General features: G+C 62.6%; 24 protein-coding genes. 12 read left to right on the top strand and 12 right to left on the bottom strand.

The features are described from left to right. Positions 1–102 precede the first annotated feature (102 nt). Positions 103–465, bottom strand: a complete 363-nt coding sequence (locus VK98_RS14130; RefSeq protein ID WP_048414655.1) for an NAD(P)H-dependent oxidoreductase — start codon at positions 463–465, stop codon at positions 103–105. Positions 466–559: 94 nt separating this feature from the next. Here VK98_RS14130 and VK98_RS14125 point away from each other — a divergent pair, with 94 nt between their 5' ends. The 7 genes from VK98_RS14125 (at position 560) to VK98_RS14100 (ending at position 5,112) form a co-directional block, all read left to right on the top strand. Then, the gene (locus VK98_RS14125; RefSeq protein WP_048414651.1) at positions 560–1,495 is read left to right on the top strand and encodes a LysR family transcriptional regulator; all 936 of its coding nucleotides are present in this window, start codon (positions 560–562) and stop codon (positions 1,493–1,495) included. A 519-nt stretch (positions 1,496–2,014) separates the two neighbouring features. Next, positions 2,015–2,536 (top strand): hypothetical protein, encoded by a 522-nt coding sequence (locus VK98_RS14115; protein WP_156187877.1) that lies wholly within the window; start codon positions 2,015–2,017, stop codon positions 2,534–2,536. Positions 2,537–2,696: 160 nt separating this feature from the next. Beyond that, a complete protein-coding gene (locus VK98_RS23400) occupies positions 2,697–3,218 on the top strand; it encodes a PAAR domain-containing protein (RefSeq protein WP_082159022.1) in 522 nt (173 codons plus the stop codon). A 2-nt stretch (positions 3,219–3,220) separates the two neighbouring features. Then, positions 3,221–3,832 (top strand): hypothetical protein, encoded by a 612-nt coding sequence (locus VK98_RS23395; protein WP_082159024.1) that lies wholly within the window; start codon positions 3,221–3,223, stop codon positions 3,830–3,832. After that, on the top strand, positions 3,829–4,155 hold the full coding sequence (locus VK98_RS23755) for a hypothetical protein (protein WP_156187876.1): 327 nt from the start codon (positions 3,829–3,831) through the stop codon (positions 4,153–4,155). Before VK98_RS23395 ends, VK98_RS23755 begins: the two co-directional genes overlap by 4 nt. Next, positions 4,155–4,364: a hypothetical protein gene (locus VK98_RS14105; protein WP_048414647.1), complete on the top strand. Its 210-nt coding sequence runs from the start codon at positions 4,155–4,157 to the stop codon at positions 4,362–4,364. Before VK98_RS23755 ends, VK98_RS14105 begins: the two co-directional genes overlap by 1 nt. Positions 4,365–4,635: 271 nt before the next feature. Then, a complete protein-coding gene (locus tag VK98_RS14100) occupies positions 4,636–5,112 on the top strand; it encodes a peptidylprolyl isomerase (protein ID WP_048414654.1) in 477 nt (158 codons plus the stop codon). A gap of 290 nt (positions 5,113–5,402) precedes the next feature. On the opposite strand, the gene VK98_RS14095 is transcribed toward VK98_RS14100, so the two are convergent. From VK98_RS14095 to VK98_RS14055, 9 genes are all read right to left on the bottom strand, one after another. Continuing rightward, a complete protein-coding gene (locus VK98_RS14095; RefSeq protein WP_053077393.1) occupies positions 5,403–9,203 on the bottom strand; it encodes a hypothetical protein in 3,801 nt (1,266 codons plus the stop codon). A 403-nt stretch (positions 9,204–9,606) separates the two neighbouring features. Beyond that, positions 9,607–10,317 carry a hypothetical protein gene (locus tag VK98_RS14090; RefSeq protein WP_197083053.1) on the bottom strand — a complete coding sequence of 237 codons (711 nt, stop codon included), beginning with the start codon at positions 10,315–10,317 and terminating at the stop codon, positions 9,607–9,609. A gap of 39 nt (positions 10,318–10,356) precedes the next feature. Further along, on the bottom strand, positions 10,357–11,031 hold the full coding sequence (locus VK98_RS14085; protein WP_048414646.1) for a hypothetical protein: 675 nt from the start codon (positions 11,029–11,031) through the stop codon (positions 10,357–10,359). A gap of 133 nt (positions 11,032–11,164) precedes the next feature. After that, entirely contained in the window at positions 11,165–12,760 is a 1,596-nt protein-coding gene (locus VK98_RS14080) for a 5-guanidino-2-oxopentanoate decarboxylase (protein WP_048414645.1), read from the bottom strand. Beyond that, entirely contained in the window at positions 12,757–13,959 is a 1,203-nt protein-coding gene (locus tag VK98_RS14075; protein WP_048414644.1) for a pyridoxal phosphate-dependent aminotransferase, read from the bottom strand. Before VK98_RS14075 ends, VK98_RS14080 begins: the two co-directional genes overlap by 4 nt. 35 nt (positions 13,960–13,994) lie before the next feature. Continuing rightward, positions 13,995–14,690, bottom strand: coding sequence for an ABC transporter permease (locus tag VK98_RS14070; RefSeq protein WP_048414643.1), 696 nt, complete (start codon positions 14,688–14,690; stop codon positions 13,995–13,997). 13 nt (positions 14,691–14,703) lie between these two features. Next, positions 14,704–15,417, bottom strand: coding sequence for an ABC transporter permease (locus VK98_RS14065; protein ID WP_048414642.1), 714 nt, complete (start codon positions 15,415–15,417; stop codon positions 14,704–14,706). 39 nt (positions 15,418–15,456) lie between these two features. Further along, positions 15,457–16,230, bottom strand: a complete 774-nt coding sequence (locus VK98_RS14060; RefSeq protein WP_048414641.1) for a transporter substrate-binding domain-containing protein — start codon at positions 16,228–16,230, stop codon at positions 15,457–15,459. Positions 16,231–16,249: 19 nt separating this feature from the next. Then, positions 16,250–17,041, bottom strand: coding sequence for an ABC transporter ATP-binding protein (locus VK98_RS14055; protein ID WP_048414640.1), 792 nt, complete (start codon positions 17,039–17,041; stop codon positions 16,250–16,252). Positions 17,042–17,417: 376 nt separating this feature from the next. Between VK98_RS14055 and VK98_RS14050 the strand changes: the two genes are divergently transcribed. The 3 genes from VK98_RS14050 (at position 17,418) to VK98_RS14040 (ending at position 19,723) form a co-directional block, all read left to right on the top strand. After that, complete coding sequence (locus VK98_RS14050; RefSeq protein ID WP_048414639.1) at positions 17,418–18,830, top strand: sigma-54-dependent Fis family transcriptional regulator; 1,413 nt, start codon at positions 17,418–17,420, stop codon at positions 18,828–18,830. A 290-nt stretch (positions 18,831–19,120) separates the two neighbouring features. Further along, positions 19,121–19,303 (top strand): type II toxin-antitoxin system HicA family toxin, encoded by a 183-nt coding sequence (locus VK98_RS14045; protein WP_043634155.1) that lies wholly within the window; start codon positions 19,121–19,123, stop codon positions 19,301–19,303. A gap of 9 nt (positions 19,304–19,312) precedes the next feature. Then, positions 19,313–19,723 carry a type II toxin-antitoxin system HicB family antitoxin gene (locus VK98_RS14040; RefSeq protein ID WP_048414638.1) on the top strand — a complete coding sequence of 137 codons (411 nt, stop codon included), beginning with the start codon at positions 19,313–19,315 and terminating at the stop codon, positions 19,721–19,723. 174 nt (positions 19,724–19,897) lie between these two features. On the opposite strand, the gene VK98_RS14035 is transcribed toward VK98_RS14040, so the two are convergent. Next, positions 19,898–20,836 carry a PDR/VanB family oxidoreductase gene (locus VK98_RS14035; RefSeq protein ID WP_048414637.1) on the bottom strand — a complete coding sequence of 313 codons (939 nt, stop codon included), beginning with the start codon at positions 20,834–20,836 and terminating at the stop codon, positions 19,898–19,900. A gap of 15 nt (positions 20,837–20,851) precedes the next feature. Next, the gene (locus VK98_RS14030; RefSeq protein WP_048414636.1) at positions 20,852–21,997 is read right to left on the bottom strand and encodes an aromatic ring-hydroxylating dioxygenase subunit alpha; all 1,146 of its coding nucleotides are present in this window, start codon (positions 21,995–21,997) and stop codon (positions 20,852–20,854) included. Positions 21,998–22,168: 171 nt separating this feature from the next. On the opposite strand from VK98_RS14030, the gene VK98_RS14025 reads away from it, so the two are divergent. Further along, positions 22,169–23,125 (top strand): GlxA family transcriptional regulator, encoded by a 957-nt coding sequence (locus VK98_RS14025; RefSeq protein WP_048414635.1) that lies wholly within the window; start codon positions 22,169–22,171, stop codon positions 23,123–23,125. Between the two features lie 337 nt (positions 23,126–23,462). Beyond that, positions 23,463–24,989, top strand: a complete 1,527-nt coding sequence (locus tag VK98_RS14020) for a fumarate hydratase (protein WP_048414634.1) — start codon at positions 23,463–23,465, stop codon at positions 24,987–24,989. The last annotated feature ends 359 nt before the right edge of the window (positions 24,990–25,348 follow it).

Here is a 25,348-nt window from a genome sequence, read left to right as displayed (position 1 = left end):
GGCGAAAACGGCTGAAGAAGCGGAATGTACATACGGTACATGAGCATTCTGAAGACGTTTTCAACGCGGTATCGCCAACGCGCAGCTGATCGTAAACAGGTTTTAAGCGTAGACTCGGTCAATCCAGCCTTTATGCAAGGCGGGCAGGCCGTACCACCACAGCGGAAACAGCATGATCACCAGGTCCGCCGCCAGCAGTTTTTGCTGTTCGGCCGCCACGTCGGCGCTCTGCCGGCCGCTGGCGTAAGCGCGCTGGGATTCGGAGATCAGGAATAAGCGCTGTGGATTGATCCGGTCCGGGAAGTCCTGCGCGTCGGCGCCGGCTTTCCAGCCCATTGCGTAGAGGTCGGACTCCATCACGCCATAGCCCTGCTGTTGCAAGGTTTGCCGCGCCAGCGCGGCGAATTGGGCGGTTAGCGACGCCGGGTCCGGGTGGGCGTGGATGATTAGGGCGTGTCGGTTCATGCGGCCTCCAAGCGTTTAAAGGTGGAAAGCCGTCAGTCTGGCGCGCGGTCAACTATTTGTGAAATCACGGTTTTTATTGCTTACTATTCATCAGATGGATACCAAACGACTCGACCTCAATCTGCTGGTAACGCTGGAAGCCTTACTGGTGGAACAGAACGTGACCCGCGCGGCCGCGCGGCTGAGCTTGAGCCAGCCGGCGGTGAGCGCGCAATTGAACCGCCTGCGCGAATTGTTTGACGACCCGTTGCTGGTGGCCGTCCATCGCGGCATGTATCCCACGGCCAAGGCGCTGGAAATGTTCGAGCCTTTGCGCAAGGCGCTGAACGAAGTGCGCGCCACCGTGGCCGGACACCAGGACTTCGAGCCGGCCAGCGCGGACCTGACCGTGGCCATCGCCTGCACCGATTACCTGCAAGCCGCGCTGCTGATCCCGCTGGCGCGGGAACTGCGCAAAAGCGCGCCCGGCGTGCGGGTGGCGGTGCGCGCGCTGGACCTGCACCGGCTGGAGGCGCAGCTGGAGCAGGGCGATCTGGACCTGGCGCTGCTGACCCCGCCGGCCGCCCCGTCCAAGCTGCAAAGCTGCCGGCTGTTCGACGAACACTATGTGCTGATTGGCCGCCGCGATCACCCCACCCTGAAGGAAGGGCTGAGCGTGGAGGAATACGCGGCGCTGGACCACGTCATCGTGTCCTTGGACGGCAACGGCTTCTTCACCCCGGTGGACCGCACGCTGGCGGCGCTGGGCCTGCGCCGCAACGTGGCCTTGTCCGCCGCGTCCTTCCTGTTTGTGCCGGAAATGGTGGCGCAGTCCGACTTTGTCGCGCTGGTGCCGCAGCGCCTGGTGCAAGAGCGCGGCGACGCGCTGAAGCAAGTGGAGTTTCCGCTGCCCACCGAAAGCTTTGAAGTGGGCATGGCCTGGCACGACCGCACCCAGCAGCACCCCGGTCATCGCTGGATGCGGGACTTCATCATCACCCTGGTCAATGCTCAGGCGGGATCGGCGGCTGACGTGGTGCCTTTGTCTTAGAGCCTGTTCAAAGTCTGCTGCGCGGGTGGCTTGTTTCTGCCGGGGCCTGCGGCTGGTGGGTATCGCTGCGCTCCTCCCACCCTACGCGCAGCCGCTCGCATTGGTAGGGTGGGAGGAGCGCAGCGATACCCACCGGAAACTCATCGAATCACCCTGGCGGCCACGCAGAGACCGTTTGGTAGCCCCACGCGGAACCCCGCTGCGCCACACAAGATGATGGCGGCGATCCACCTTGCCGGACCCCGTCGGCTTGACGACCTCCCACTCCTCCCCAACAATAGCCCCCGCGCCGCAGCAATCGCGGCGCTCGGGATTGGTCTCCTGAATTGTGCTGCCGTCGCGGATCCGCTGTTTCCACAGCGTATCCGCGGCCATTGCTTTGCCTATTCGGGCGGGCCGTGGCAAGTGGCGCCCTCGCGGGCGCGCCGGCTTTGTACGGTAGCACACCGGTAGACCAACTCTTGTCATGTGCCCGCCCTGCCGCCTTGCGGCCGGGCCCTTCTGCTCAGGAGGTTGCAAATGGTAAAGCTTGTTCGTCCGGTGCTCGGCATCGAACTCACTCCTTCCGCTACCGAAACCCAAGGCGTCCATCAGGACGCATCTCCACTCCCGCCGCTAGGCCCGCGCTCGCGCTACCGCTTCGCCGGCCCCCACGCCAAAGACCTCAGCCTGCCCTTCATCCGCCGTATCAAAGGCCGCACTTATCCGCATTACTGGCAGCCGGCCGAGCCTAAGGATGAGCTCGAAGCCTGCGCCTTGGGCCGCCAATACGCCGCCCATCTGGCGCAGATGCTGAAACTCAACCGCCAGCACTCCGGGCGCGGGCTGCTGTTCCGCATCGCCAGCGACATGGATTTCCGCGACCGCGGCCACCGCCGCAGCATGTGCAAAAGCTTCTTCAACTATCTGGAGGTGCTGCTGAACTTGGGGGCGCAACAGGTCGACCTGGTGCAGCACGTGGAGGCGATGCAGCGCTTCCATCTCAGCCTGGACGAGCTGGAAACCTTGCAGCGGAAGCCGAGGCGGAAGAAGAGGGGCTAATTCTTCCGGTGTAAAAAGGGGGGCTCCTAATGGGGTCGACTGGGGTTCCCTCTGTACTCCACTTTTTCTCGAAGCGTTGAAGAAGGTGGACCAAAGGACAGTTTATTTAAAAGTGAATGCAACCTATTTTTATAGGTTCACTTTATCGTAAGGCAGATCAATGAAGCGAGTTATCAGGCTGGGAGATCCAACCGATCACGGCGGCTTTGTCACCAGCGCTGCGTCAACTACGGTTTTGTTTGGTAAGCCGGTTGCTTTGTACGGCGACTCCGTCAGCTGTCCGCAGCAGGGGCATGTGAACTGTGTCATTGTCGAAGGGGACCTAACTTGGATCGTAAACGGTAAGGGGGTAGCGTTGGAGGGACACAAGGTCAGCTGCGGCGCGACATTGATTTCCACCATGCCAGAAGTGGGTCGCTCGTATGAAAGCAGCGGCTCCTCCGTGTCAGGTGTTGGAGTTGGCGCAGCTTTGGCAGCTACTGGCGCTACTTTACTTCAGATGTTCAATGAAAAGTTTCAGATTATGGATGAGGTGTCCGGCTTGCCTCTGGCTAATCATCAATACGCCATTGTGCGAGCGGATGGAAAAGTCGAGCATGGCGTTACCGACGATGAAGGGCATACTCATCTTACAAAAGCTACGGTTGAGTCGGAAGAACTCAGCATTTTTCTGGAGGGTTGATTGTGGTTGGGCCAAGTCAAACCATCAAGTCGCCGAGCGGCAAGGACTTATTTCTGGTAAGCAAACGCAGTTCAACGCCGACGACAAACGATGAAATCAAAAAGGTGTTGTTAAAGCGGGAGCTGATCGAGGTTATCATCAGTGACTCAAGGATGCGCAGCATGGGTTCTCAGTGGGGGCATGCGGCTGTCGTCATTGATGGTCAAGTTTATAGCCGAGCACATGAAGAGTATGTGAAAACGGATAAGAACACCTATCTTAACGGCGGTGTAATTCAGCGGGCAAATGACTCTATCAATGTCGGCGGCAACCGCTGGCGTGACAATGTGGGTGTCTATCTCTCCGTTTCCGAAAGAGAGAAAGATATTGTAAAGAATGAATTGGAGCGGCGGGTTAAAGTTGATAGAGAGTTCAAACGCAAGCATCCGAACGAAACTTCTTATAGCCTGTTCAGCAACAGTTGCTCATCCAATGTGGCCGATGTTTTGGAGTTAATCAACATCTTGGCTCATGACCCGCGCTGGATACCCTTTCCGGTAGCTCCGGCAGAGTTGCTTGCCATTATCGAAAAATCCAATCGAACCGTAAAGAAAGAGTTATATCCAAAGAAATGAAAAAAACCTTGATTATTAACTTGATTGTAGCTGCTGTTGCTGTTGCTGCTACCTCCATCTATTTTATGCGTCAGGCTCCCAGCTTTTGGGGAGAGCATCTGGAGCTGCAAAAATTTGAGATCATGAGCGCTACGCCAACCAAGGTTTATGAATCTTCGGAACTAAACAAGGCAAGTTTTGAAGTAAAAAAAGGAGATCAATGTTTCTATATAAAAGAAGGCAGCTTTTCTTTTGGTGAAGTAACGGCGGATATGGCATGGTATAAAAAATTGATTATCATCTGCCCGGAAAAAGGTATTGGCTGGGTTGAGAATGGAAAGTGATGGACGATCTCTCCTCTTATCTGGCGGTATTAGCCGATAGTGATCTATTTGGCACATTGGCTTTGATATGCTTGGCTGTTTTCTTGTGTGGTCTTTCCCGAAGGGTGCGGGAGTCCAAGCAGTATGTCTGGCTGGCGATGGGGTGCTTGCTGTTCATGCCGGTGTTACATTTTGTTGGGACGTACTTTATCAATGCTGTGAGATATTGATTTTATTGAGTCATTGTCACTCCCCTGATGATCAGGCAGCTATCTGAGAGGCCGTGTGCTGTGATGCCGGCGCATTGGAAGCCGTGCCATGGAAGCCGCCGCGCAAGAAGGGGGAGCCGGGGAGGGCACAGCCGGCTCCGGGAGAGTGGGGACGGGGAGGGCTTCGCCAGAAAACAGCCGCATCCATATCCAGCTAACCGGGGCGTTTCGGTTGACACTCCCTCGCTGAACTGAGAACCTTCCCGCTTCCATTTTTTTGTTATTGCTCGCCATGAAAATCACCGCCAACACCGCCGTTACCCTGCGCATGAAAGTTACCGACAGCCAGGGCCTGGTTTACGACGATGGCAAGAAGCCCGTCTCCTACCTGCACGGCGATTACGACAACCTGTTCGCCAAGCTGGAAGCCGCGCTGGAAGGCCAGGAATCGGGTTTTCAAACCACGCTGGAACTGGCCACTGAAGACACCTTCGGCGCCCGCGACGAAGCCCTGGTCACCACCATGCCCAAGGCGGATTTCCCGCCCGGCGTGAAGGTAGGCGGCCAAATCCAGCGCATTGGCCCGGATGGCGAGCCGCGTTACTACTTCGTTACCAAGATCAAAGGCCCCACCGTCTTGCTGGACGGCAACCACCCGCTGTGCGGCAAAGCCCTGCGCTTTGTCGTCAAAGTGGTGGACGTGCGCGCGGCAACGGCTGAGGAAATCGCTCACCAGCATGTGCACGGTGAGCATGGGCATCAGCACTGATTGCACCGGCCTCGCATAAACAAAGCCCTCCCCATTTGGGAGGGCTTTTTTTTGTCTGGGGCTTGGATGTTTCGGGGGCGGTGATTTGCTGCCTAACTGCTGCTTGCCACGTACAAGCTCAACTTTGGCGTCTTTTGCGCGCTCTTTCTGATGGCCACACTTAGGATCTAGTAAGTGGTCGCCATCTTCTGATTACTGTGAATTCGTCAGGAGTTTGACTGAAGCAGTTCGTCAAGACCGCCGCCGAATAAGTCTGTTTATGGCTGGATGCAGACAATTTGTCTCCACCGCTAGCCGACAGGGTGTGGCTCAAAGAGGGGATTTGGGGTGATCCTCAAATGCTCCAGTTCGTCGTAAATATGTTGCTCGCATCTGGTGGAAATATTTCCTGCCGCATAAAGCATTGGTACAGGATTGCTGAACACCAAGTGGCTCTCGATGCTGCAGTTATCTCCAAGCTTGAGGAACTTGGCCACCTTTCCCTTGTGGGCCGTCAGAAGGTCGACGCGATCCAGATGCTTTCGCAGCGAGTCGCGCTTGCCGTTTGGAAGCATCTCACCGGCATAGTCCATCAGCTGCTCGGCAATCTCGCTGTAGGACTTCTTGAACTGCAAGTCTTTGCATTCCATGACCAATACTCTCCGGCTGGGAGGGTCCCAAGCCAGGACGTCGACATCGCCGTAGTTTCGGTCCAACCCGCAAGCCAATATCTTGGTGAGTGCGACTTCTGGAAGCACCTTCCACCCGAGAGCTGCCATTCTAGTCTTAACCTTTTCATTAAATTCGTGGCCATCGCGATGCCGGGCAAAGCCGGCGTACTTCCGCATGGCAGGTCCAAGATGATTGTCCGGATAGTTGGCAGAGTAGTAGTTGCTTATGGTGGTGGCGAATGCCTCGCGCAGCAGCCCTGGCGCAAGTAGTATATGTGGATCGGCTTCATCCGTTATCTGCAGTATTGGCCGCCTTAGAACGCTAAGTTGACGACGAAGTCGCCATGAGTCGATGTCTCGTTCCGCGTAACCAGGAGGCGCTAGGCGCCATGATGAGCGAGTCAACAGACTGAGCGCCGAGACAATCGCTTCGCCGTCTACAGCATGCTTTGCCAGAGCAACCAACTCGCTCCGGCGGAGCCTTGATACTGGCTCTTTCAGTTCTATTCCGCGGTTCTCGACCGCATCGACGAACTGCCGGAATGCGTCCAGTTCGGCGCCAAACTCATCACGCCAAGCATCGAGGAACTCGGGTTCGATTACTCCCCTCACTTGCTCTGTGATGCTGGGCTGTTCCAGATTCTTGGCGTAGCGTTGAGCTGAACCCTTGTAGCGAACCTCGCTGGTCTTGCTCCCAAAACTGGCCATCACCCTATCAATAATGCTGTGGTCGACGTGAACGTCGCCGACCGCTTGAATAGCGACCTGTGGCTCCATCAACCCCCAGTGGATTAGGCCCGACCAGCCACCAAACTGAAATATCTGTGACGCTATTGCCATCAGCAACGTATGGTCTATTTCGCCAAAGCGGCGGCCTCCTTCCAGCGGGCACTCGCAGAGTGCCATCTCGATCAGCACACGGGAGGTCAGGAATATGGCGTTGAGCTTGAAGTCATGATCCCGCATGGGACCGAGTGCCTGGGCCTCGTCATCCGCCCGGAATGCAAGGTTTGCCGCTGATGTTCTCTGCCAGTGCTCACGCGAGACCGCCGCTATCTCGTAGTTCAGCAACAGACTGCAGAGGACGTCCTGGCGATTCAATGTACGCAGCTGTTCACACAGTTCGTCCTCTAACTTCCGGACCAGCTTGTTGAGGTAATCGCGGCAAGCCTCCTTGCCAACGATAATGTTACCTTCGCTTGGGTGACGAACCTTCCAACCAAGTCCAATCTTCGTGTTCCCATCGTCATACTTGCTGATATTGATCGCCCTCTGCTGGCCAAGCATGGGAATGAAATCGCGGAATTCACGAGCAGCCATCACGTGAGACTGGCGCGCACGCTCATTAGGCACAATCTGGCTGAACAGTACCTCCTGGTCAACCTGATACTGGTTCGCCAAAAGTGCAACGCCACGGATGAGTGCTCTGACGAGTGCCGCCTCGGCAACATTTGCCGGATTGAAGAGCGCGCGGTCGAACTGCGGCGTAATCGTCAACTGGATCGTTCGGTTGACTTGATCGACCTCCATCGTGATGGTGCGCTCGGCGTCTTCCGCGGTTCCAAACGGTTCGGGTAGATCGAAGAGCTGCTGTGGGTGGGTGAAGGTGCATTTCCAGAGAATTGGGCCATCACCCAGGCCAGGGCCGTAGGCATTTTCCAGCAGTGGTGCAGCGCGGCGACACCACGTGCCCAGCATCCGCCAGCGTTCGTAGCTTCCGGTGTCAGAACCGTTCAGCGACGCCAGCTCGAACCACCACGCTCGAGAGCCACCCTTACAAACTCCAATAGGTTTGTTGCCCCCCATCGGTTCTACCTCCCCATAGACCGGGTTCTCATTCTCGTCTTCGAAGTAGCTAGGCCCTTCGGTATGAACCTTTCGCCACGTTCCGTCAACGAATGGTTCTGCATGCACATCGCGAGACCTAGCCACAGAATGCCGAGTGTCAAGGAGTGCGTTCTGGCGGATGGCAAGCATGACCTTTTGGCCACTCGCTTTTGATGGTATGGCTCTATGGGGAATGAGATGTCCGGCCAGTGACTCGCCCCAAGCCGCAAGGTTGAGGAAGCCGTTGACGTTCTGAAGTCTGACTCCCTGGGCTTTAAGTCGCCGACTCCCTTCGAGGATGCGCCACAGCTCCAGAAATGACATGTCCCGCATCGACTCCAGCGTGAAGAAATCTGCAGCAGCGAGGTGGATCACTTCCCACTTGGCCTGCTTATAGATGTCTAGCGAATAGTGGGCGCTCCTTCCAACGCTGCATGTCACCAGAAGTACCAGCCCCTGCTCAAGCGCCATGTTCTTCGCGCAAGCGTCTTGTGCTTCAGCGATGGTCTTCTCCATGCGTGCTTTGAGCGCTTCCGAGGGCACATAGAACCCACTAATCCCGCCCTCCTCATACCCTTCCAGCGTGTCCAGGAGACTCATCAAGACGACCGGTCGACCGTGGTCGACCTGCCAGGCGACGCAACTGATGTAGTCGCCCCCAGCGTGGCTGAATCTTGGCTTCGGACTTAGGCCTCGTAGGAACCTCGACAGCTGGAGTTCGTGCATGTACTCGCGGGCCAGCATTTGCACGAAGAGCTTTCGATTCTCATCGGAACCAATGGTCTCAATGATGAACCTCCGAATCGCACCACTGACTGCGGTCGGTAGCACTAGGAAGAAGCTCCTACCGGCAATCGCAACAGGGGAGCGCTCGAGGTCGGTACTACCGATGGACTGGTCAAGTAAGTCTCGGCGTCCTTCCTCCTCAAAAGTGAATGGTGCCAGGTGATTAGGAACGATTCCAGCGTGCATCAGGTCGTCCCAGCTGAACTCGACCAAGCCTTGGAGCGCTTGGTACTGCTTCGTCAGTTCTTTTGGAAGAACCTGTGCTTGCTTTTCTGAGCCCTTGTGATTGCGCGTTAGGCCTGCGCGCTTGCAGGCCAGATCTGAAAGGGTCAGAAGCGCATACACGCAGTTCACAATGAGCTGCATGTTCGGGTCATTCGGCAGGTCATCAATCATGTTGACAAAGCGCTGCAAGTAGAACGAGCCGCTCTCCCAGATACCCTCAAGGACCAAGAAGTTTCCGCGGCGAGACACGATGTTCCCGACGAAGACGTCTTCGGGCGGGTCCTCAGTGCTGCCGTAGCTGCGTCCAACAGAGGAGAACCCTTTTAGTAGGATCGCTGAAGTTGCGGACTGGTCGCCGTTTCCCATGGCCATGCTCAACTGAACCAGTGCTTCCAGACGAAGGCAGTTGCTTTGCAGCGTTGGCTGAAGGAGAAGCCCCCCAAAAGTCGCCGCAAGCCGTATGGGATGGAAGGTCCGCAGGTCGCGTGTGAACGGCTTACAGTCATCCGCAATCTGGCGGAGACACATGGCTGGCATCGAAGTCATCATCAGCGCTGTCAGTGCTTCCAAGTCGGGCTGCTCACCCGCATGCTTTTTTGTCATTTTGTTTCCCTGACCCCTCATCTGGGCCGCCGATGATTACCACTTGGTTGGTGCGTTGCCAACCTTGGCATTACTTGACCTTAGCGCACCCCCCCTTGTTTCGTGCTCCTAGGGAGGGCACTTGATAACTTGGTATAGCTAGCCGCGCGTCATGTGACGATAGGGCCATCAAGTGCTCGCTAGTGGGTCAAGTTGAAATTGTTTACGGTGAAATCTCATGGAGCACTGAAGCACCGTCCTGGCTGAAGTCTGTCCGTTGTTATTGGCTTCCACGAAGACAGTCCTGTCATTGGCCAATTCGATTTGAACAGACACCAATTTGCGGAAACTGCTTCAATGTCGGCAATGGCCAAATAGCAGAACAACAGCAAGCGTCTTCATAACCCGTTCACCCATACCTCAATCAAACCCCTGCCGCCACCTTCTCCAAACTCGGCAAGGTATGGGTATACAGCTTGGCCAAGTCCTTGGGGCTGGCGATGGTTTCAAAGTGCTCCATCTTGATGGCCAGGAATTGCCCATTACTGCCATCGCGCACTTCGCCCACTTCCAGCGCTTTCAGCGCGCTGATCCAGTACCAGTTCTGGCCCATGTTTCCCTTATCACAGTAGGCGTACCACAGCGGCAGGCGGAATAGCCGCTCAAAGGTGAGCGCCTTTTTGAGTTCTTCCTCCAGGCTGAGGGTGAGTTCGCCGCGCGATGGGGTGTAGTTCTTGGCGTCGATGGCGATCATGCCCAGCGAGGGCAGCAGGAGCAGAAAGTCCGGCCGTTTGGCCGTGCCATGGAATAGGGTGGCAAAGCTGTTTTTGTTCTGGCAGATGCCCACATAGGCCAGCTTGTGCTGCTTGAACCAGGCGTTGAGCGCTTTCTCGCCTTCATGCCCCTTTTTCTCCGCTGAGCTAGGGGCGGGTTGGGCTGGAGCGGAGGGCTGAGCTGTGACTGGCGGCAGGCTAGGCGTGGAAATTTGCGCGCTTGTTGGGCTAGCGGGCTGGATAGGCGTTATGGCTTGCGGCGGTGTTGGCGCGGCGCTTGGCTGTGGAGAGGGAACTGCTGCCGGTGTGCTTGCTTGTTGTGGGGGACGATTCTTGAAAATATTTGCGAAGGTGAATGCCATGGTGTCGTTTGAACTGGTGATTTAGAAAGGATGGGGCGGCTAGCCGGTTAGCCGCGCCTGGTCCGCCTGATAAGCCGCGTCGCGGTCGCTGAACAGGCCCAGGCGCACCAGGCGGGCGAGGATGGCGCCGCGGCTGCGGCCCAGTTGCTTGGCGATGGCCTGGCTGTCCGGCTGGGCCGGGCTGTGCCATAGGGTTTTCAGTTGTTGGTCGTCGGCCACGGTCCAGACCGCGCCTTGCTTGCCGGCTGCGGGCGGCGCGGCGGGTTTGGCCGGCGGCGTTTCCGTAGCGGCGGGCACGTCCCAGAGCGGCGGCAGGTCCAGCGCTTGCATGCGGGCGTTGTCGGCTTGCATTGCCGCTTGCTGGTGTTCGTACAGGCCTAAGCGGACCAGCCGGGAGACGATGGCCAGCGGGCTGCGGCCCAGTTTTTCCGATAGCTGGCGCACCGGCGCGGGGGAGGCTTCCCACAGCAGGGCTAAGCGGTTGTCTTCGGCTATGGTCCAGCGTTGGCCCTGGCGTGCGCCGCCGGGGGCCGGTGGCGGCTCGGGCGCGGTGGGCGGGTCTGCTGCGTGTTGTTTGGCGACGCGCTTGAGCTGCTCGTAATACAGTGCGCGCGCCTTGTCCAGTGCCGGGTCCTTGGGGGTGCCCAGCGGGTCGCGCCGGCCGGCCGGGTCTACGCCCAGGACCAGTTGTTCGACGATTTCGAGTTCTCTCATAGGGATGCCCGGAGCCGGTCTCGCATTGCTTGCGGGGCGGGTGCCGCCGTGGATAGGCCATGTTATCGCCGCGGCCGGGTTCTATGCAAATTGAGTTTGCGGCGCGCGGCCCGGGGCCGGGCCTGCGCACACTTTAAGCCTCGATTTCTATCAGGGTGGGATTGGCGGCGGCGGCGGCCTGTTCCAGCGCCTGGCGCAGCAGCGGTTCCGGGGTGCCCAGCGCCAGGGTTTCGGCGCGCCAGCCGTAGGCGCGGGCCAGCGCCGGGAAGTCCGGGGTGTAGAGGTCCACGCCCAGCGGTTCCATCTTGGCGGCGCGCATCGCGCTTTTGATTTCGCCGTAGCCGCGGTTGTTGAGCAGCAGCACGATCAGGTGGGCGCGGGTTTCCATCGCGGTGCCCATTTCCGCCAGGGTGAACTGGAAGCCGCCGTCGCCGGCCAGGCACAGCACCGGCCGTTCCGGTTCGGCCAGCGCGGCGCCGATGGCGGCGGGCAGGCCGTAACCCAGCGCGCCGAAGCCCACGGAGGCGTTGAACCAGCTGTTGCCGCGCGGCGCGCAAAAGCCCAGGTTGCCGGCGTAGACCAGGCGGGTGGAGTCTCCCACCCAGCGCGCTTGCGGCAGGATGTCGCGCACGCGGTGCAGCCAGGCCAGGTCGGCGGCGTTTTCCGGTTCCATTTCGGCGGCGGCCAGGCGGCGGGTGGCGTCGGCGCGCTCCGCGCCCTGGCGGCGGGCGGCGGTGAGCCGCGGTATCAGCAGTTGCAGGGTTTCTTGGGCGTCGCCCAGCAGCGGTAGATCCGCGCCGCGGCCGCGGCAGAGTTGTTCCGGGTCGATGTCGATGCGGATCAGCGCGCCGGGCAGGCGGAAGCCGCCGTCCACGTACATGTCGAAGTCGGTGGGCCCCAGTTCGCAGCCCACGGCCAGCACCACGTCGCTGGCGGCGATCAGGCGGCGCGCGGCCGGCAGCGAGGGGCTGCAGGACAGCGCCAGCGGGTGGCCGTCCGGCAGCGCGCCGCGCGCGTTGATGGTCATCAGCGCCGGTGCGTCCAGCATTTCCGCCAGCCGGGTCAGTTGCGGTGCGGCCTGGCGCGCGCCGCCGCCTATCAGCAGCAGCGGCCGCTCCGCGCTGGACAGCAGGCGGGCGGCGCGGTCGATGGCGGCGGGGGCGGCAGGCCCGCGCAACAGCCGCATCGCCGGCGCTTGCGGCGGCGGCAGGCCGTCGGCGGGCGCGGCCATCAGGTCCAGCGGGATTTCAATGTGCACCGGGCGCGGGCGGGCGCCGTCGAACACGGCGAAGGCGCGCGCCAGCACTTGCGGCAGTTCCGCCGCCGCGGTCAGGGTGTGGCTGAAGGCGGCGATCTGGCTGGCCAGCGCGTGCTGGTTCGGCAGTTCGTGCAGGTGGCCGTCGCCGGAGCCCAGTTTTCCGCGCGCGTTGACGCCGGAGATCACCAGCAGCGGGATGGAGTCGGCGTAGGCCTGGCCCATGGCGGTGGCGATATTGGTGAGGCCGGGGCCGGTGATGACGAAGCAGACGCCGGGCTTGCCGCTGACGCGGGCGTAGCCGTCGGCCATGAAGCCCAGGCTTTGTTCGTGGCGGGCGGCGATGTGGTGGATGCCGCTGCCGGCCAGGCCGCGGTAGAGCTCGATGGTGTGGACGCCGGGGATGCCGAACACGGTGTCGACGCCGTAAGCCGCCAGCCAGGCGGTGAGGTAGCTGCCCAGGGTGGTGCTCATGCGGATTCCTTTTGTCTTGGCGCGGCGGCGCGCAGTTGGCCGGCGAAGCGGGCGATGCGGCGGCAGGCTTCGGCCAGGCGTTCGTCGTCCACCACCAGGCCCAGGCGGATGAAGCCGGCGGCGGTGGGGCCGAAGGCGGCGGCGTCCAGCACGGAGACGCCGGTGGCTTCAAACAGCTTCCAGGCGAAATCCCCGGCTTCCAGGCCGCAGCCGCGCACATCCAGCAGCAGGAACATGCCGGCTTCCGGCAGTGGGCATTGCAGGCCGTCCACGCCGCTGAGCAGGCTGTGGGCCAGATCGCGCCGCCGCTGGTACAGCGCGCGGACGGGTTCGACGAAGGCGTCGTAGTCTTGCAGCGCCAGCAGCGCGGCTTGTTGGATGAAGCCGGGGATGCCGTAGAGCATGCACAGGGCCAGCGTGCCCATGTGCTGGATCAGCGGGCGCGGGCCGGCGGCCCAGCCCAGCCGCCAGCCGGCCATGGCGTGGGATTTGGACAGGCTGCCCAGGGTCAGCGTGCGTTCCGCCATGCCGGGCAGCGCGGCGATGCTGTGGTGCGGGGCTTCAAAGCTGAGGCCGGCGTAGACTTCGTCGGCCACCACCCACAGGTCGTGGCGGCGGGCCAGCGCGGCCACCGCGGCCAGTTCGTCCGGGCGCAGCGCCGCGCCGGTGGGGTTGCAGGGGGTGGCGAGGAAGATGGCGCGGCTGCGCGGGGTGACGGCGGCTTCCAGCGCGGCCAGGTCCAGGTGGAAGCCGTCTGCGGGTTTGACCGGCACCGGCACCAGCGCGGCGCCGCTGGCGCGGATGCTGGCTTCGTAGGTCAGGTACATCGGTTCCGGCACCAGCACTTCGTCGCCGGCCTGGCACAGGCAGAGCGCGGCGGAGAACAGGCCGTTTTGCGCGCCGGCCACCACGATGACGTTGTCGGCGTCCATTTCCAGGCCGGTGGCGGCGGCGTGGCGGCGGGCAATGGCGGCGCGCAGGTCGGCGCGGCCGTCCACCGGGCTGTAGTGGGTGTCGCCGTCGCGCAGCGCGGCCACCGCGCGTTCAATGATGGGGGCCGGGGTGGCGAACTCCGGATCGCCCACGCTGAGGATGATGACGTCCTCGCCGCGGGCGGCGGCTTGTTGCGCCGCAAAGTGGATGTTCCAGGCATCGACGCGTTCGCCGGCGATGCGTTCGACCAGGGGGGAAAAGCGCATGGGGGTCTCCGTAATAATGGTGGGATAGCGCGGTATCAGAAGGCGGTGCGGACCGGCAGTCTCTTTTCCAGCCGCAGGAAGACGCGTTCTATCAGCCAGGCCAGCGCGAAATAGATCAGCGCCACGGTCAGCAGCGGTTCGTAGGTACGCAGGGTTTGTGCGCGGACCAGGTTGGCGGCGCCCAGCACGTCCATCACCGCCACGGTGGAGGCCAGCGCGGTGGATTTGAGCAGCAGCACGGTTTCTCCGGCCAGGGACGGCAGCAGGATCAGCAGCGCGCGCGGCAGCCAGATGCGCCGCGCCGTGGTCAGCCGCGACATGCCCAGCGCGCGGGCGGCTTCCAGTTCGCCCTTGGGCACGGCGGCCAGGCCGCCGCGCACCACTTCGCCCACATAGCCGGCCACGCTCAGCGCCAGCGCCAGGGCCACGTACCAGAAGCCTTCGCGCAGGTAAGGCCACAGCAGGCTGTCGCGCAGCGCCGGAAAGCCGGCGAACAGGCTGCCCAGGCCGTAGTAGAGCACGTAGATCTGCACCAGCAGCGGGGTGCCGCGGATCAGGTTGGTGAAGGACAGGCTGAGCCAGGCCAGGAAGGGCTGGCGGGACAGCCGGGCAAAGCCCACCGCCACCGCCAGCGCGAAGCCCAGGCCGCCGGAGAGCAGCAGGAGTTGCACGGTGACGGCGATGCCGCGCCAGAGCATGGGGCCGTAGTCTTGCAGCCATTGGAAGTTCATGCGGGTCTCCCGTTCACAGCGCCGGTTGCCAGCGGCGGAAGCGGCGTTCAATCAGGCTGAAGCCGGCGTTGGACAGCAGGGTCATCAATAGGTAGATGGCGGCCACGGTCAGGTAGAACAGCAGGTACTGACGGGTGGAGCCGGCGGCCTGCTTGGTGGTGAACAGCAGTTCGCTGTAGCCCACCACGCTGATCAGCGCGCTGTCCTTGATCAGCACCAGCCACAGATTGGCCAGGCCGGCCAGCGCGTAGGGCATCATTTCCGGCAGGATCACGCGGCGCGCGGTCAGCCAGCGGCCGCAGCCGAAGGCGCGCGCGGCTTCGATGTGGCCGTGCGGTATCGCCTGCACCGCGCCGCGCATGATTTCCGCTGCGTAAGCGCCTTGCACGATGCCCAGCACCACGATGGCGGCGGCGAAGCCGTTCACTTCCACCTGCGGCTGGCCCAGCAGCGCCGCCAGCGCGTTGATGGCGTCGCCGCCGGCGTAGTAGAGCAGCAGGATGAGCAGCAGCTCCGGCAGCGAGCGGCACACGCTGGTGTAGGCGTTGGCCAGCCGCTTGAGCAGCGGGTGGCCGCCCAGCTTGACCAGCGCGGTGGCCATGCCTATGAGCAGGCCCAGCGCGAAAGCGCCCAGCGAGATTTCCAGCGTGACCACGGCGCCTTGCAGCAGGGCGGGGCCCCAGTCGCGGACTACGGCGTCGTAGGCTTGTTGCAGTGCATCCAGCATATAGGCTCTCCCTGGGGCGGCGCGGGCTGGCGGGGCGCGTCACTTGGCGTCCGGCGAGATGTTGACCTTGAAGTATTTCTTCTGGATGGCGTCGAAGCTGCCGTCGGCGCGCAGTTGCAGGATGGCCTGGTCGAACTGCTGCTTGAGCGCGGTGTCGGCCTTGCGCAGGCCGGCGCCTATGCCGGGGCCGAACAGCGGGTCCTTGGGCGCCAGGCCCTTGGATTCCAGCCCGGAACCGTCCTTGCCGCCGAGGAAATCGCTGGCGGCCAGCGCGTCCAGCAGCATCAGGTCCACGCGGCCGGCGACGAGGTCGGCGTTCAGCTCGTCCTGGGTGTTGTAGTAACGGATGACGGAGCCGGCGCCGTAGTATTTCTTCAGGAAGTTGGCGTTGGTGGTGGCGGATTGCACGCCCAGGGTCTTGCCCTTGAGGCCGGCCGGGCTGAGCACGGTTTTCTGGCCCTTGGGGCCGACGAACTCGGAGGCGGTGTAGTAGTAGGGCAGGCTGAAGGCGATGACTTTTTCCCGCTCCGGGGTGATGGACATGGAGTTGAAGATCACGTCTATCTTCTTGCTGTTGAGCGCGGGGATGATGCCGTCCCAGGACACTTCGGCGATCTGACAGTTTTGCTTGAGGCGCTGGCACAGCTTGCGCACCAGTTCCACTTCAAAGCCGCTCCACTGGCCGTTGCTCTGCTTGATGGTGAACGGCGGGTAGGGTTCGGCGGCGATGCCGATGCGCAGCGGGTTGGCGGCCGCCGCGGCGGCACAGCACAGGACGACGAAGGCGGCGATGAGGGTGCGGAGTGGCTTCATGGGGTTTCTCCCTGGGGTGTCAGGCGTTGACAAACTGGCGGCAGCGTTCGCTGCGCGGCGCGGCGAAAACCTGTTCCGGCGAGCCGGCTTCTTCGATGCGGCCCTGATGCAGGAACAGCACCTTGCTGGACACTTCGCGGGCGAAGGCCATTTCGTGGGTGACCAGCAGCATGGTGCAGCCTTCCTCGGCCAACTGGCGGATCACCCGCAGCACTTCGCCCACCCGTTCCGGGTCCAGCGCGGAGGTGGGTTCGTCGAACAGCATCACCGCCGGCCGGGTGGCCAGCGCGCGGGCAATGGCCACCCGCTGTTGCTGGCCGCCGGACAAGAAGGCCGGATAGGCCTGGCGCTTGTCCGCCATGCCCACTTTCTCCAGCAGCGCCTCGGCCAGCGCCACCGCTTCGGCGCGCGGCTGGCGCAAGACGCGTATCGGCACCTCGATCAGGTTTTCCAGCACAGTCATGTGCGGCCACAGGTTGAAGTTCTGGAACACCATGCCCAGCCGCGTGCGCAGCCGGTCCACCTGGCGCGGGTCGGCCGGCGCGCGCCGGCCGCGTTTGTCGGTGCGCAGGGCGATTTCCTCGCCGGCGATCAGCACCCGGCCGTCGTCCGGAACTTCCAGCAGGTTGAGACAGCGCAGCAGGGTGCTTTTGCCGGAGCCGCTGGCGCCGATCAGCGACACCACTTCGCCGGCGGAGGCGGCGAAGGAGACGCCGTCCAGCACGACTTGGCTGTCAAAGCGCTTGCGCAGGTTTTCCACCGCGACGATGGGCGCGGGGGGAGGGTGGATGGCGGGGGTGGGGTGATGCATGAATCTCTCCTCCTTGCGGCTGTGGCAGCCTGCTGTAGTTGTGAGCCGCACCTTGGTGCGACCGTGCTAGGAGTGGCAACATCCATGCCAGCGGGCCTGTTTTTTAATTGCATGAATTTAAAAGGGTTTTGCGCTTGCTCGCGGCGACAAAAACCGTCAATACTGCAACTATTCATAAAAACGCCAAATTTTTGGCACCCGTGCTTGAAGCAGCTAAGAACCTGTTTCCGATCTCGCGAGCTAAGGCGAGACAAGGCGAAAACGGCTGAGAAAGCGGAATGTACAGGTGGTACATGAGCATTTCGAAGTTGTTTTCAACGCCGTATCGCCGACGCGCAGCAGATCGGAAACAGGTTCTCAAGGGGAAGGGGGAGACATGGATGCAGACCTAAGCCAAGGCATTGCGCTGTTTGGCGATTTCTTCGACGCGATCGGCCTGTCGGTGGCCATCATCGACCAGGATGGACGCTACGCCTATTACAACCAGGAGTGCTCGCAGCTGGACGACTACACTGCCGAGCAGGCGCTGGGGACTTATCTGCTGGAGCTGTACCCGGAGCTGGACGAGAACAGCAGCACGCTGTTGCAGGCGCTGCGGCAGGGCTGCAGCTATCGCAATCATTACCAGCGTTACCGCAACCCCAGGGGCAAGGCGGTGCATCAGGTGCACACCACGCTGCCGCTGAAGCGCGCCGACGGCCGCATCGTCGGCGCGGTGGAGTTGTCCCGCGATCTGGCCGTGGTCAGCCCGCTGCATCAGGCGCTGGTGGACTTGCAGCAGGGCGTGGCGGAGGAGGGCGACGGCGGGCTGACCGGCATCATCACCGACGACGCGGCGATGAAGCAGCTGATCCATCAGGGCCGGCGGCTGGCCCGCGCCGACGTACAGGTGTTGATCCACGGCGAAACCGGCACCGGCAAGGAGTTGTTCGCCCGGCTGCTGCACCAGGAGGGGCCGCGCGCCGAGCGCCCCTTCGTGGTGCTCAATTGCGCGGCGCTGCCGGAGCCGCTGTTTGAAAGCACCTTGTTCGGCACCGTGCGCGGCGCCTTCACCGGGGCCGAGGACCGGCGCGGGGTGCTGGAATCCGCCCACGGCGGCACCCTGTTTCTGGACGAGATCAACTCGCTGCCGCTGTCCATCCAGGGCAAGCTGCTGCGCGCCTTGCAGGAGGGCACGTTCAGTCGGGTGGGTTCCGGCGCGGAGGTGCGCGTGGATGTGCGGGTGGTGGCCGCCAGCAACGAGTCGCCGCAGCGGATGCTGGACGAGCGCAAGATCCGGCCGGACCTGCTGTACCGGCTGAACGTGGGCAGCCTGGCGGTGCCGCCGCTGCGCGAGCGGCTGCGGGACATCCCGCTGCTGGCGCAGTCCTTTTTACGCAAGCACGGCAAGGTCACCGGCCACCGCGTGCAGCGCATCAGCCACGCGGTGATGGAGCGGATGCTGCGCTATCACTGGCCGGGCAATGTGCGCATGCTGGAGAACGTGCTGCTGCGCAGCCTGATCCTGTGCGAGGGTGGGGACGAACTGGACTTCCTGTTGTTGGAGGAGGAGGGCGAGGCGGCGCAGCGGCGCGCGGAAGAACGCCGGCCGCCGGCCGCGCCACCGCCGGACGCGGAGGGCACGCTGGAGCAGCGGATGGCGAGCTATGAGCGCCGGCTGTTGGTGGATTGCCTGGAGGGCTGCGCCAATCTGACCGAGGCGGCGCGCCGGCTGGGCCTGCCGCGCGCCACCTTGCAGTACAAATTGAAGAAGCACGGGATACAGCTGGCGCGCACGGTGCTGGGGTGAGCGGAGGCATGGCATGGCGCCCCTCGTAGCGGAGCAGCCGATAGAGAGCGAGAGCGCTTGGCTGTCGATCCAATAACTCCAGGGTTATTGACTGGCCTGTTGTAGAAGCTACAATAAGCTCTGGCCAATAGTCTGCTCAAAGTCTTGCGCGTAAGAGCGCGACAAGGTGACAACAAAAGCAGAATGTAGAAGTGCGACCTGAGCATTCTGAAGCTGTTCTTACCTCTCACCGTACCGTGTTCACGAAGCGCAGCAGATCGCAAACCGGTTCTCAGCGTAGGGGCGACGCCGTGACCAGCAAAGAAGTCATCAGCATGATAGAGGCCGACGGCTGGTATCTGGTTGCCGCCAAGGGCAGCCATCAACAGTTCAAACACCCGATCAAGACCGGCCGGGTGACGGTGCCTCACCCCAAGAAAGACATACCGATAGGCACGCTGAACAGCATCAAGAAACAAGCGGGTCTCAAGTAAGGAACCATTATGTACTACCCGATTGCAGTTGAACCCGGTGACGACCAACATGCCTATGGTGTCATCGTGCCGGATCTACCCGGCTGCTTCTCCGCCGGGGACACTCTGGATGAGGCCATCCGGAACGCCCGCGAAGCCATTGAGCTGCATCTGGAAGGGCTGGTGGAAGATTTGGACGTCATCCCTCTTGCCAGCAGCGCGCAGGCTCATGTCGGCAAACCCGAGTTTGTCGGCCATCTCTGGGCGCTGGTGGATGTGGACATCACCCGCTACCTGGGTAAAGCAACCAAAATCAACGTCACGTTGCCGGCCAACCTTCTGCACCGTATCGATGAATATGTCGCTTCCCACCCGGAATACGATAGCCGCAGCGGTTTCCTGGCCAAGACCGCGCTAGAAAAGCTGCTGTGCCGGCCGTAAAAGTGGTCAATTTTGCTGTTTGAGCATCGATGCGCAGCAGATCGCACTCAGTCTTTTAGGCCCGCTAACAAAACCACGCAGAGAAGCTGAGCCAAGGCGCGCCGACGCAGGCAGTACAAGTCGTACGACCAGGAGGCGCAACGTAGGATCAGGGGTTTTGTTAGCGGGCCTTAGTTACAAATCCAGCACCAGCGGCCCGCTTCCCGCCGCTCGCGACACGCAGATCATGATCCGTTCCCGCCGCTCCGCCTCGCTCAGGTATTGGTCGCGGTGCTCGGCGTCGCCGGCCAGCAGCCTGGTTTCGCAGCTGCCGCAATAACCTTCCCGGCATAGACAGCCCGGCCGCAGCGAGCTCTGCCGTTCTATCGCCGCCAGGATGGACTCGTTTGCGTCCACCCGCAGCCGCAGGCCTGAGCGGGCCAGTTCCACCTCGAAGCCGACGCTCTCCCCCGTGGCGTCCGCGCTGAAGCGCTCATAGTGCAGCCGGCCGGCGGGCCAGCGCCGCGCGCAGGCGTCCGCCGTCGCCGCGATCAGCCGTTCCGGCCCGCAGACGTACACCTGGCTGTCCGCCGGCGCGGCGGCGATTAGCGCGTCCAGGTCCAGCCGGTGGCCAGCCAGGCTCTCGTACAGGCGGATTCTGGCGTCGCCGCGCTCGCTTCGCTCGGCCAGCTCTGCGGCGAAGGCGGCGCCGGCGGCCTCGCGGAAGGCGTAGTGCAGCTGGTAGTTGGCGTCATCGCCCAGCGCCGCCATATGGGCGATGAAGGGAGTGATGCCGATGCCGCCGGCGATGAACAGCCGCGGGCCGGGCTCGGCGGCCAGCGGGAAGCGGTTGGCCGGCGCTTGCACCCGCAGGCGGCTGCCCGGCTGTAGCGCGTGCAGGTAGCGGGAGCCGCCGCGCGAGTCCGGCTCCTGCTTGACCGCGATGCGGTAGACCCCGCCGCCGGGGTCCAGCAGCGAGTAGGCCGCCGGCCGGCCCGGCGGCGGCATGTCCACCACGATGTGGCTGCCGGACGGGCAAGGCGGGGCCGGGCCGTCCAGCGGCCGCAGGGTGAAGGCCTTGATCCCGGCGGCCATTTCCTCGATGGCGCAGACTTCGGTGACGATGGCTGGCATGCGCGGCGCTCCGGTTCAGCCGCGGTAGGCGGCGGCCACCATCTGGTGGAAATAGGCGATGCCGTGTTCGCTGATGCCGCTGCGCTGGCTGTCGGCCATGATGCGGCCCTGGCCGCGGTAGCCGCGCGATTGCAGCCCGCGCTGCACGCTTTCCACCAGCCGCAGGTCCTCGGGGCGGAATTCGTCGCGCGCCCAGCTGACGAAGCGGCGCTGTTCCTCGTTCAAATCCTGATTGAGGAACAGGACTTCATAATGCTGGACGGTGACGCCAGCGGATTCCGGAAACTCGTAGATCACCGTCATCGCCGCGTCGCCGGGCACCACGTTGAACATCACGCCGGGCCACAGCCAGTAGCCGTTGAAGGCCTGGTTGGCGGCCTCGCCGTCAAAGGCGTAGCTGTTGCCGCTGGACTGGGCGGCGCCGCGCTGCAAGGTCCAGCGGCCGTGGAAGCTGTGGGTGTAGCCGTCGGTGGATACCGATTGCGAGAAGCTGGGGTGAGCCGGCGCGCAGTGGTAGCACTCCATGTAGTTGTCGACGATGACTTTCCAGTTGGCCGGCGTGGTGGTGACCACGCGCTCGGCCACTTTCAAGTCCGCCACTTGCGGGCACACTTGCATGAAGTGCTCTTGCAGGCCGGCGTATTCGACCTCGATGTCCGCCGCGTCCGGGTCCATGTTGACGAAGACGAAGCCGCAGTATTCGGCCACCCGCAGCGGGCTCAGATGGCTGCCGGCGCGGTCGAAGTCCGCCACCTGCTCGCAGTTGCGCGCGTGCGCCAGTTGGCCGTCCAGCTTGAAGGCCCAGGCGTGGTAGGGACAGGTGATCACATTCTTGGCCTGGCCGCTGCCGCTGAGCAACTCGTGGCCGCGATGCGGACAGACGTTGTAGAAGGCGCGTAGCGCGCCGTCGCGGTCGCGCAGCAGCAGGATGTTCTCGCCTATCACCCGGCGGGTGACGTAATCGTTGGGCCGGGCCAGTTCGCTACCGTGGCACAGGCATAGCCAGGATTTGGCGAAGATGCGCTCCTTCTCGTAGGCGAACACCTCGTCGGCGGTGTAGCAGCGCGCCGGCAGGGTGTGGGCGCGGTCGATGTCGCGGCAGAAATCGGCGGGCAGTTGCGGCGCGGCGGGCGGGAACGGGAGGATGGCGTGCTGTTGCATGGCGGGGCTCCTTCAAAGACCTGCGAGTGGGGGACGGCTGTCGATGATTTAACGGTGTGCCGGCGGCGGCGGAGCGGATGGCCGCGACGCTTACTTTTCATTGCGCGACAATTTGCATTGGCGCGAACTGGGCGCTCGCGCTTATGCTGGCCATGGAGCGGGCTGGTTTGCATGGGGAGCGCCGTGGTGGACGAATACCATTTTCTGTTGTTGCCGGAGTTTTCCTTCATTGGCTTCGCCGCCTTGATGGAGCCGTTTCGCATCGCCAACCGTTTTCAGCCCGGCGCCAGCCGCTGGCGGTTGCTGTCCGTGGACGGTCAGGCGGTGGCGGCCAGCAACGGCATCGCGCTGATGGTGGACGGCGCGCTGGCGGAGGCCGGGCCATGCACTTGTCTGTTCGTGGTCAGCAGCTTCCATCCGCTACGCCATTACACGCCGGAGCTGGGCGCGGCGTTGCGGCGGCTGGAGCGCCGGGGAGTGATGCTGGGGGCGATAGACACCGGCTGTTTCATCCTGGCCGAGGCCGGCCTGCTGCGCGGCGAGACGGTGACGCTGCATTGGGAGGCGATTCCAGCCTTCCGGGAACGCTATCCGCAGGTGACCGCCAGCCAGGAGCTGTTTCTGACCGAGCGACGGCCCACTTCCGCCGGCGCGGTGGCCGGGCTGGATCTGGCGCTGGCCTTGCTGGCGCGGCGTCATGGCCGCGAGCTGGCGCTGGCGGTGTCCGAGCAACTGGTGCAGGGCCAGATGCGCAGCCCGTCCGAGCACCAGCGCCTGCAAGTGGCCAGCCGCTATCAGGTGCACAACAAGAAGCTGGCGCAGGCGATACGGCTGATGGAGGAACAACTGGAGGAGCCGTGGCCGCCGGAGGAGCTGGCCGTGCGCTGCGGCGCCACCCGCCGCCAGCTGGAGCGCTTGTTCCGTGCCCATCTCAAGGCTTCGCCGGCGGAGTTCTACCGCGCGCTGAGGCTGGACCGCGCCCGCTGGCTGCTACGCCAGACCGAGCTGAGCGTGGTGGAGATCAGCGTGGCCTGCGGCTTTGAGTCGCCGTCCTATTTTTCCCGCGCCTATCGCAAGCGTTTTGACCGCAGTCCGAGGGAGGATCGCGAGGATCGCAGCGGCGCTTGAGAAGCTGTTCTAAGAACGTGTTTACGATCTCGCGAGCTAAGGCGAGACAAGGCGAAAACGGTTGAAGAAGCGGAATGTACAGGTGGTACATGAGCATTCTGAAAGCGTTTTCAACGCCGTATCGCCGACGCGCAGCAGATCGTAAACAGGTTCTAAGCGGTTTTCGCCTTGTCTCGCTCTTGCTCGCGAGACTTTGGAGCGGTCCGGAGCGGCGGGCATTGGCTGGCCGCAGACGGTATTATCGGGTACTGTTGAGGGTTTGGATTGGCGCGGGCGGCGCGCCTCCATAAAATGACAGGGCAAACCCCAAATAGCCCTACGCTGGAGAAACCCGAAAATGGCCATCATCCGTCAGGAAGACTTCGTGCAAAGCATTGCCGACGCCTTCCAGTTCATCAGCTATTACCACCCCAAAGACTATATCGACGCGCTGTACCAGGCGTATCTGAAGGAAGAGAGCCCGGCGGCCAAGGACGCCATGGCGCAGATTCTGATCAACAGCCGCATGTGCGCCGAAGGCAAGCGCCCGATCTGCCAGGATACCGGCATCGCCGTGGTGTTCCTGAAGGTGGGCATGAAGGTGCAGTGGGACGCCCAGTTGTCGGTGCAGGAAATGGTGAACGAAGGCGTGCGCCGCGCTTACCTGAACCCGGACAACAAGCTGCGCGCCTCGGTGCTGCTGGATCCGGCCGGCAAGCGCCAGAACAGCAAGGACAATACCCCGGCGGTGGTGCATTTCGAGATCGTCGAAGGCGACGGCGTGGAAGTGACCTGTGCGGCCAAGGGCGGCGGCTCGGAGAACAAATCCAAGTTCTACGCGCTGAATCCGTCCGACTCCATCGTGGACTGGGTGCTGAAGACCCTGCCCACCATGGGCGCAGGCTGGTGTCCGCCGGGCATCCTCGGCATCGGCATCGGCGGCACGCCGGAAAAGGCGATGCTGCTGGCCAAGGAAAGCCTGATGAGCCATGTGGACATCCAGGACCTGAAAGCCAAGGCCGACAGCGGCGCGGAACTGAGCCGTGTCGAGCAACTGCGCCTGGAGCTGTTTGAAAAGGTCAACGCGCTGGGCATCGGCGCCCAGGGCCTGGGCGGCCTGACCACGGTTTTGGACGTTAAGATTCTGGATTACCCCACCCACGCGGCCAGCCTGCCGGTGGCGATGATCCCCAACTGCGCGGCCACCCGTCACGTGCATTTCCACCTGGACGGCAGCGGCCCGGCCTCGCTGGAAGCGCCGCGCCTGGAAGACTGGCCGGACATCACCTACGACAACTCCAACGGCAAGCGCGTCAATCTGGACGCCATCACCCCGGAAGAGGTGCAAAGCTGGCAGCCGGGCGATGTGTTGCTGCTCAACGGCAAGATCCTCACCGGCCGCGACGCCGCGCACAAGCGCATGGTGGACATGCTGAACAAGGGCGAGAAGCTGCCGGTGGACTTCACCAACCGCTTCATCTACTACGTGGGCCCGGTTGACCCGGTGCGCGACGAAGTGGTGGGCCCAGCCGGCCCCACCACCGCCACCCGCATGGACAAGTTCACCCGTCAGATGCTGGAACAGACCGGTTTGCTGGGCATGATAGGCAAGGCCGAACGCGGTCCCACCGCGATCGAGGCGATCAAGGACAATAAGGCGGTCTATCTGATGGCCGTCGGCGGCTCCGCCTACCTGGTGTCCAAGGCGATCAAGGCCTCCAAGGTGGTGGCCTTTGAAGACCTGGGTATGGAAGCCATTTACGAGTTCGAGGTCAAGGACATGCCGGTGACGGTGGCGGTGGATTCCTGTGGATCCAGCGTGCACAACACCGGCCCGGCCGAGTGGCGCGTGAAGATAGGCAAGATTCCGGTGATCCCCGTCTGAGAACCTGCCTACGATCTGCTGCGCGTCGGCGATACGGCGTTGAAAACGACTTCGAAATGCTCATGTACCGTGTGTACACTCCGCTTTCTCAGCCGTTTTCGCCTTGTCTCGCCTTAGCTCGCGAGATCGTAAACACTTTCTGAGTGTTTTCTTGTGTTCAAAAGGTGGTTCGCGGTCTTGCGGCGCCTGCCAGCGCCGGGTTTGTTTAGACTTCGTCCGAGCGCAGCCGCTGTACGCCGGCGGCCAGCATCTGCGCCCAGGCGCTGCTCAGCGAGCCGTTCAGATTGATGCCGCGGCAGGCGTCGTCCACCACCGTGGTTTCCAGGCCGGCGGCGCGCGCGTCCAGCGCGCTCCAGGCC

Source organism: Chromobacterium sp. LK11 (assembly GCF_001043705.1).
In the GTDB taxonomy this organism is placed as follows: domain Bacteria; phylum Pseudomonadota; class Gammaproteobacteria; order Burkholderiales; family Chromobacteriaceae; genus Chromobacterium; species Chromobacterium alkanivorans.
The sequence above is the reverse complement of the archived record's forward strand: the minus strand, read 5'-3'. Positions and strand labels throughout refer to the sequence as shown.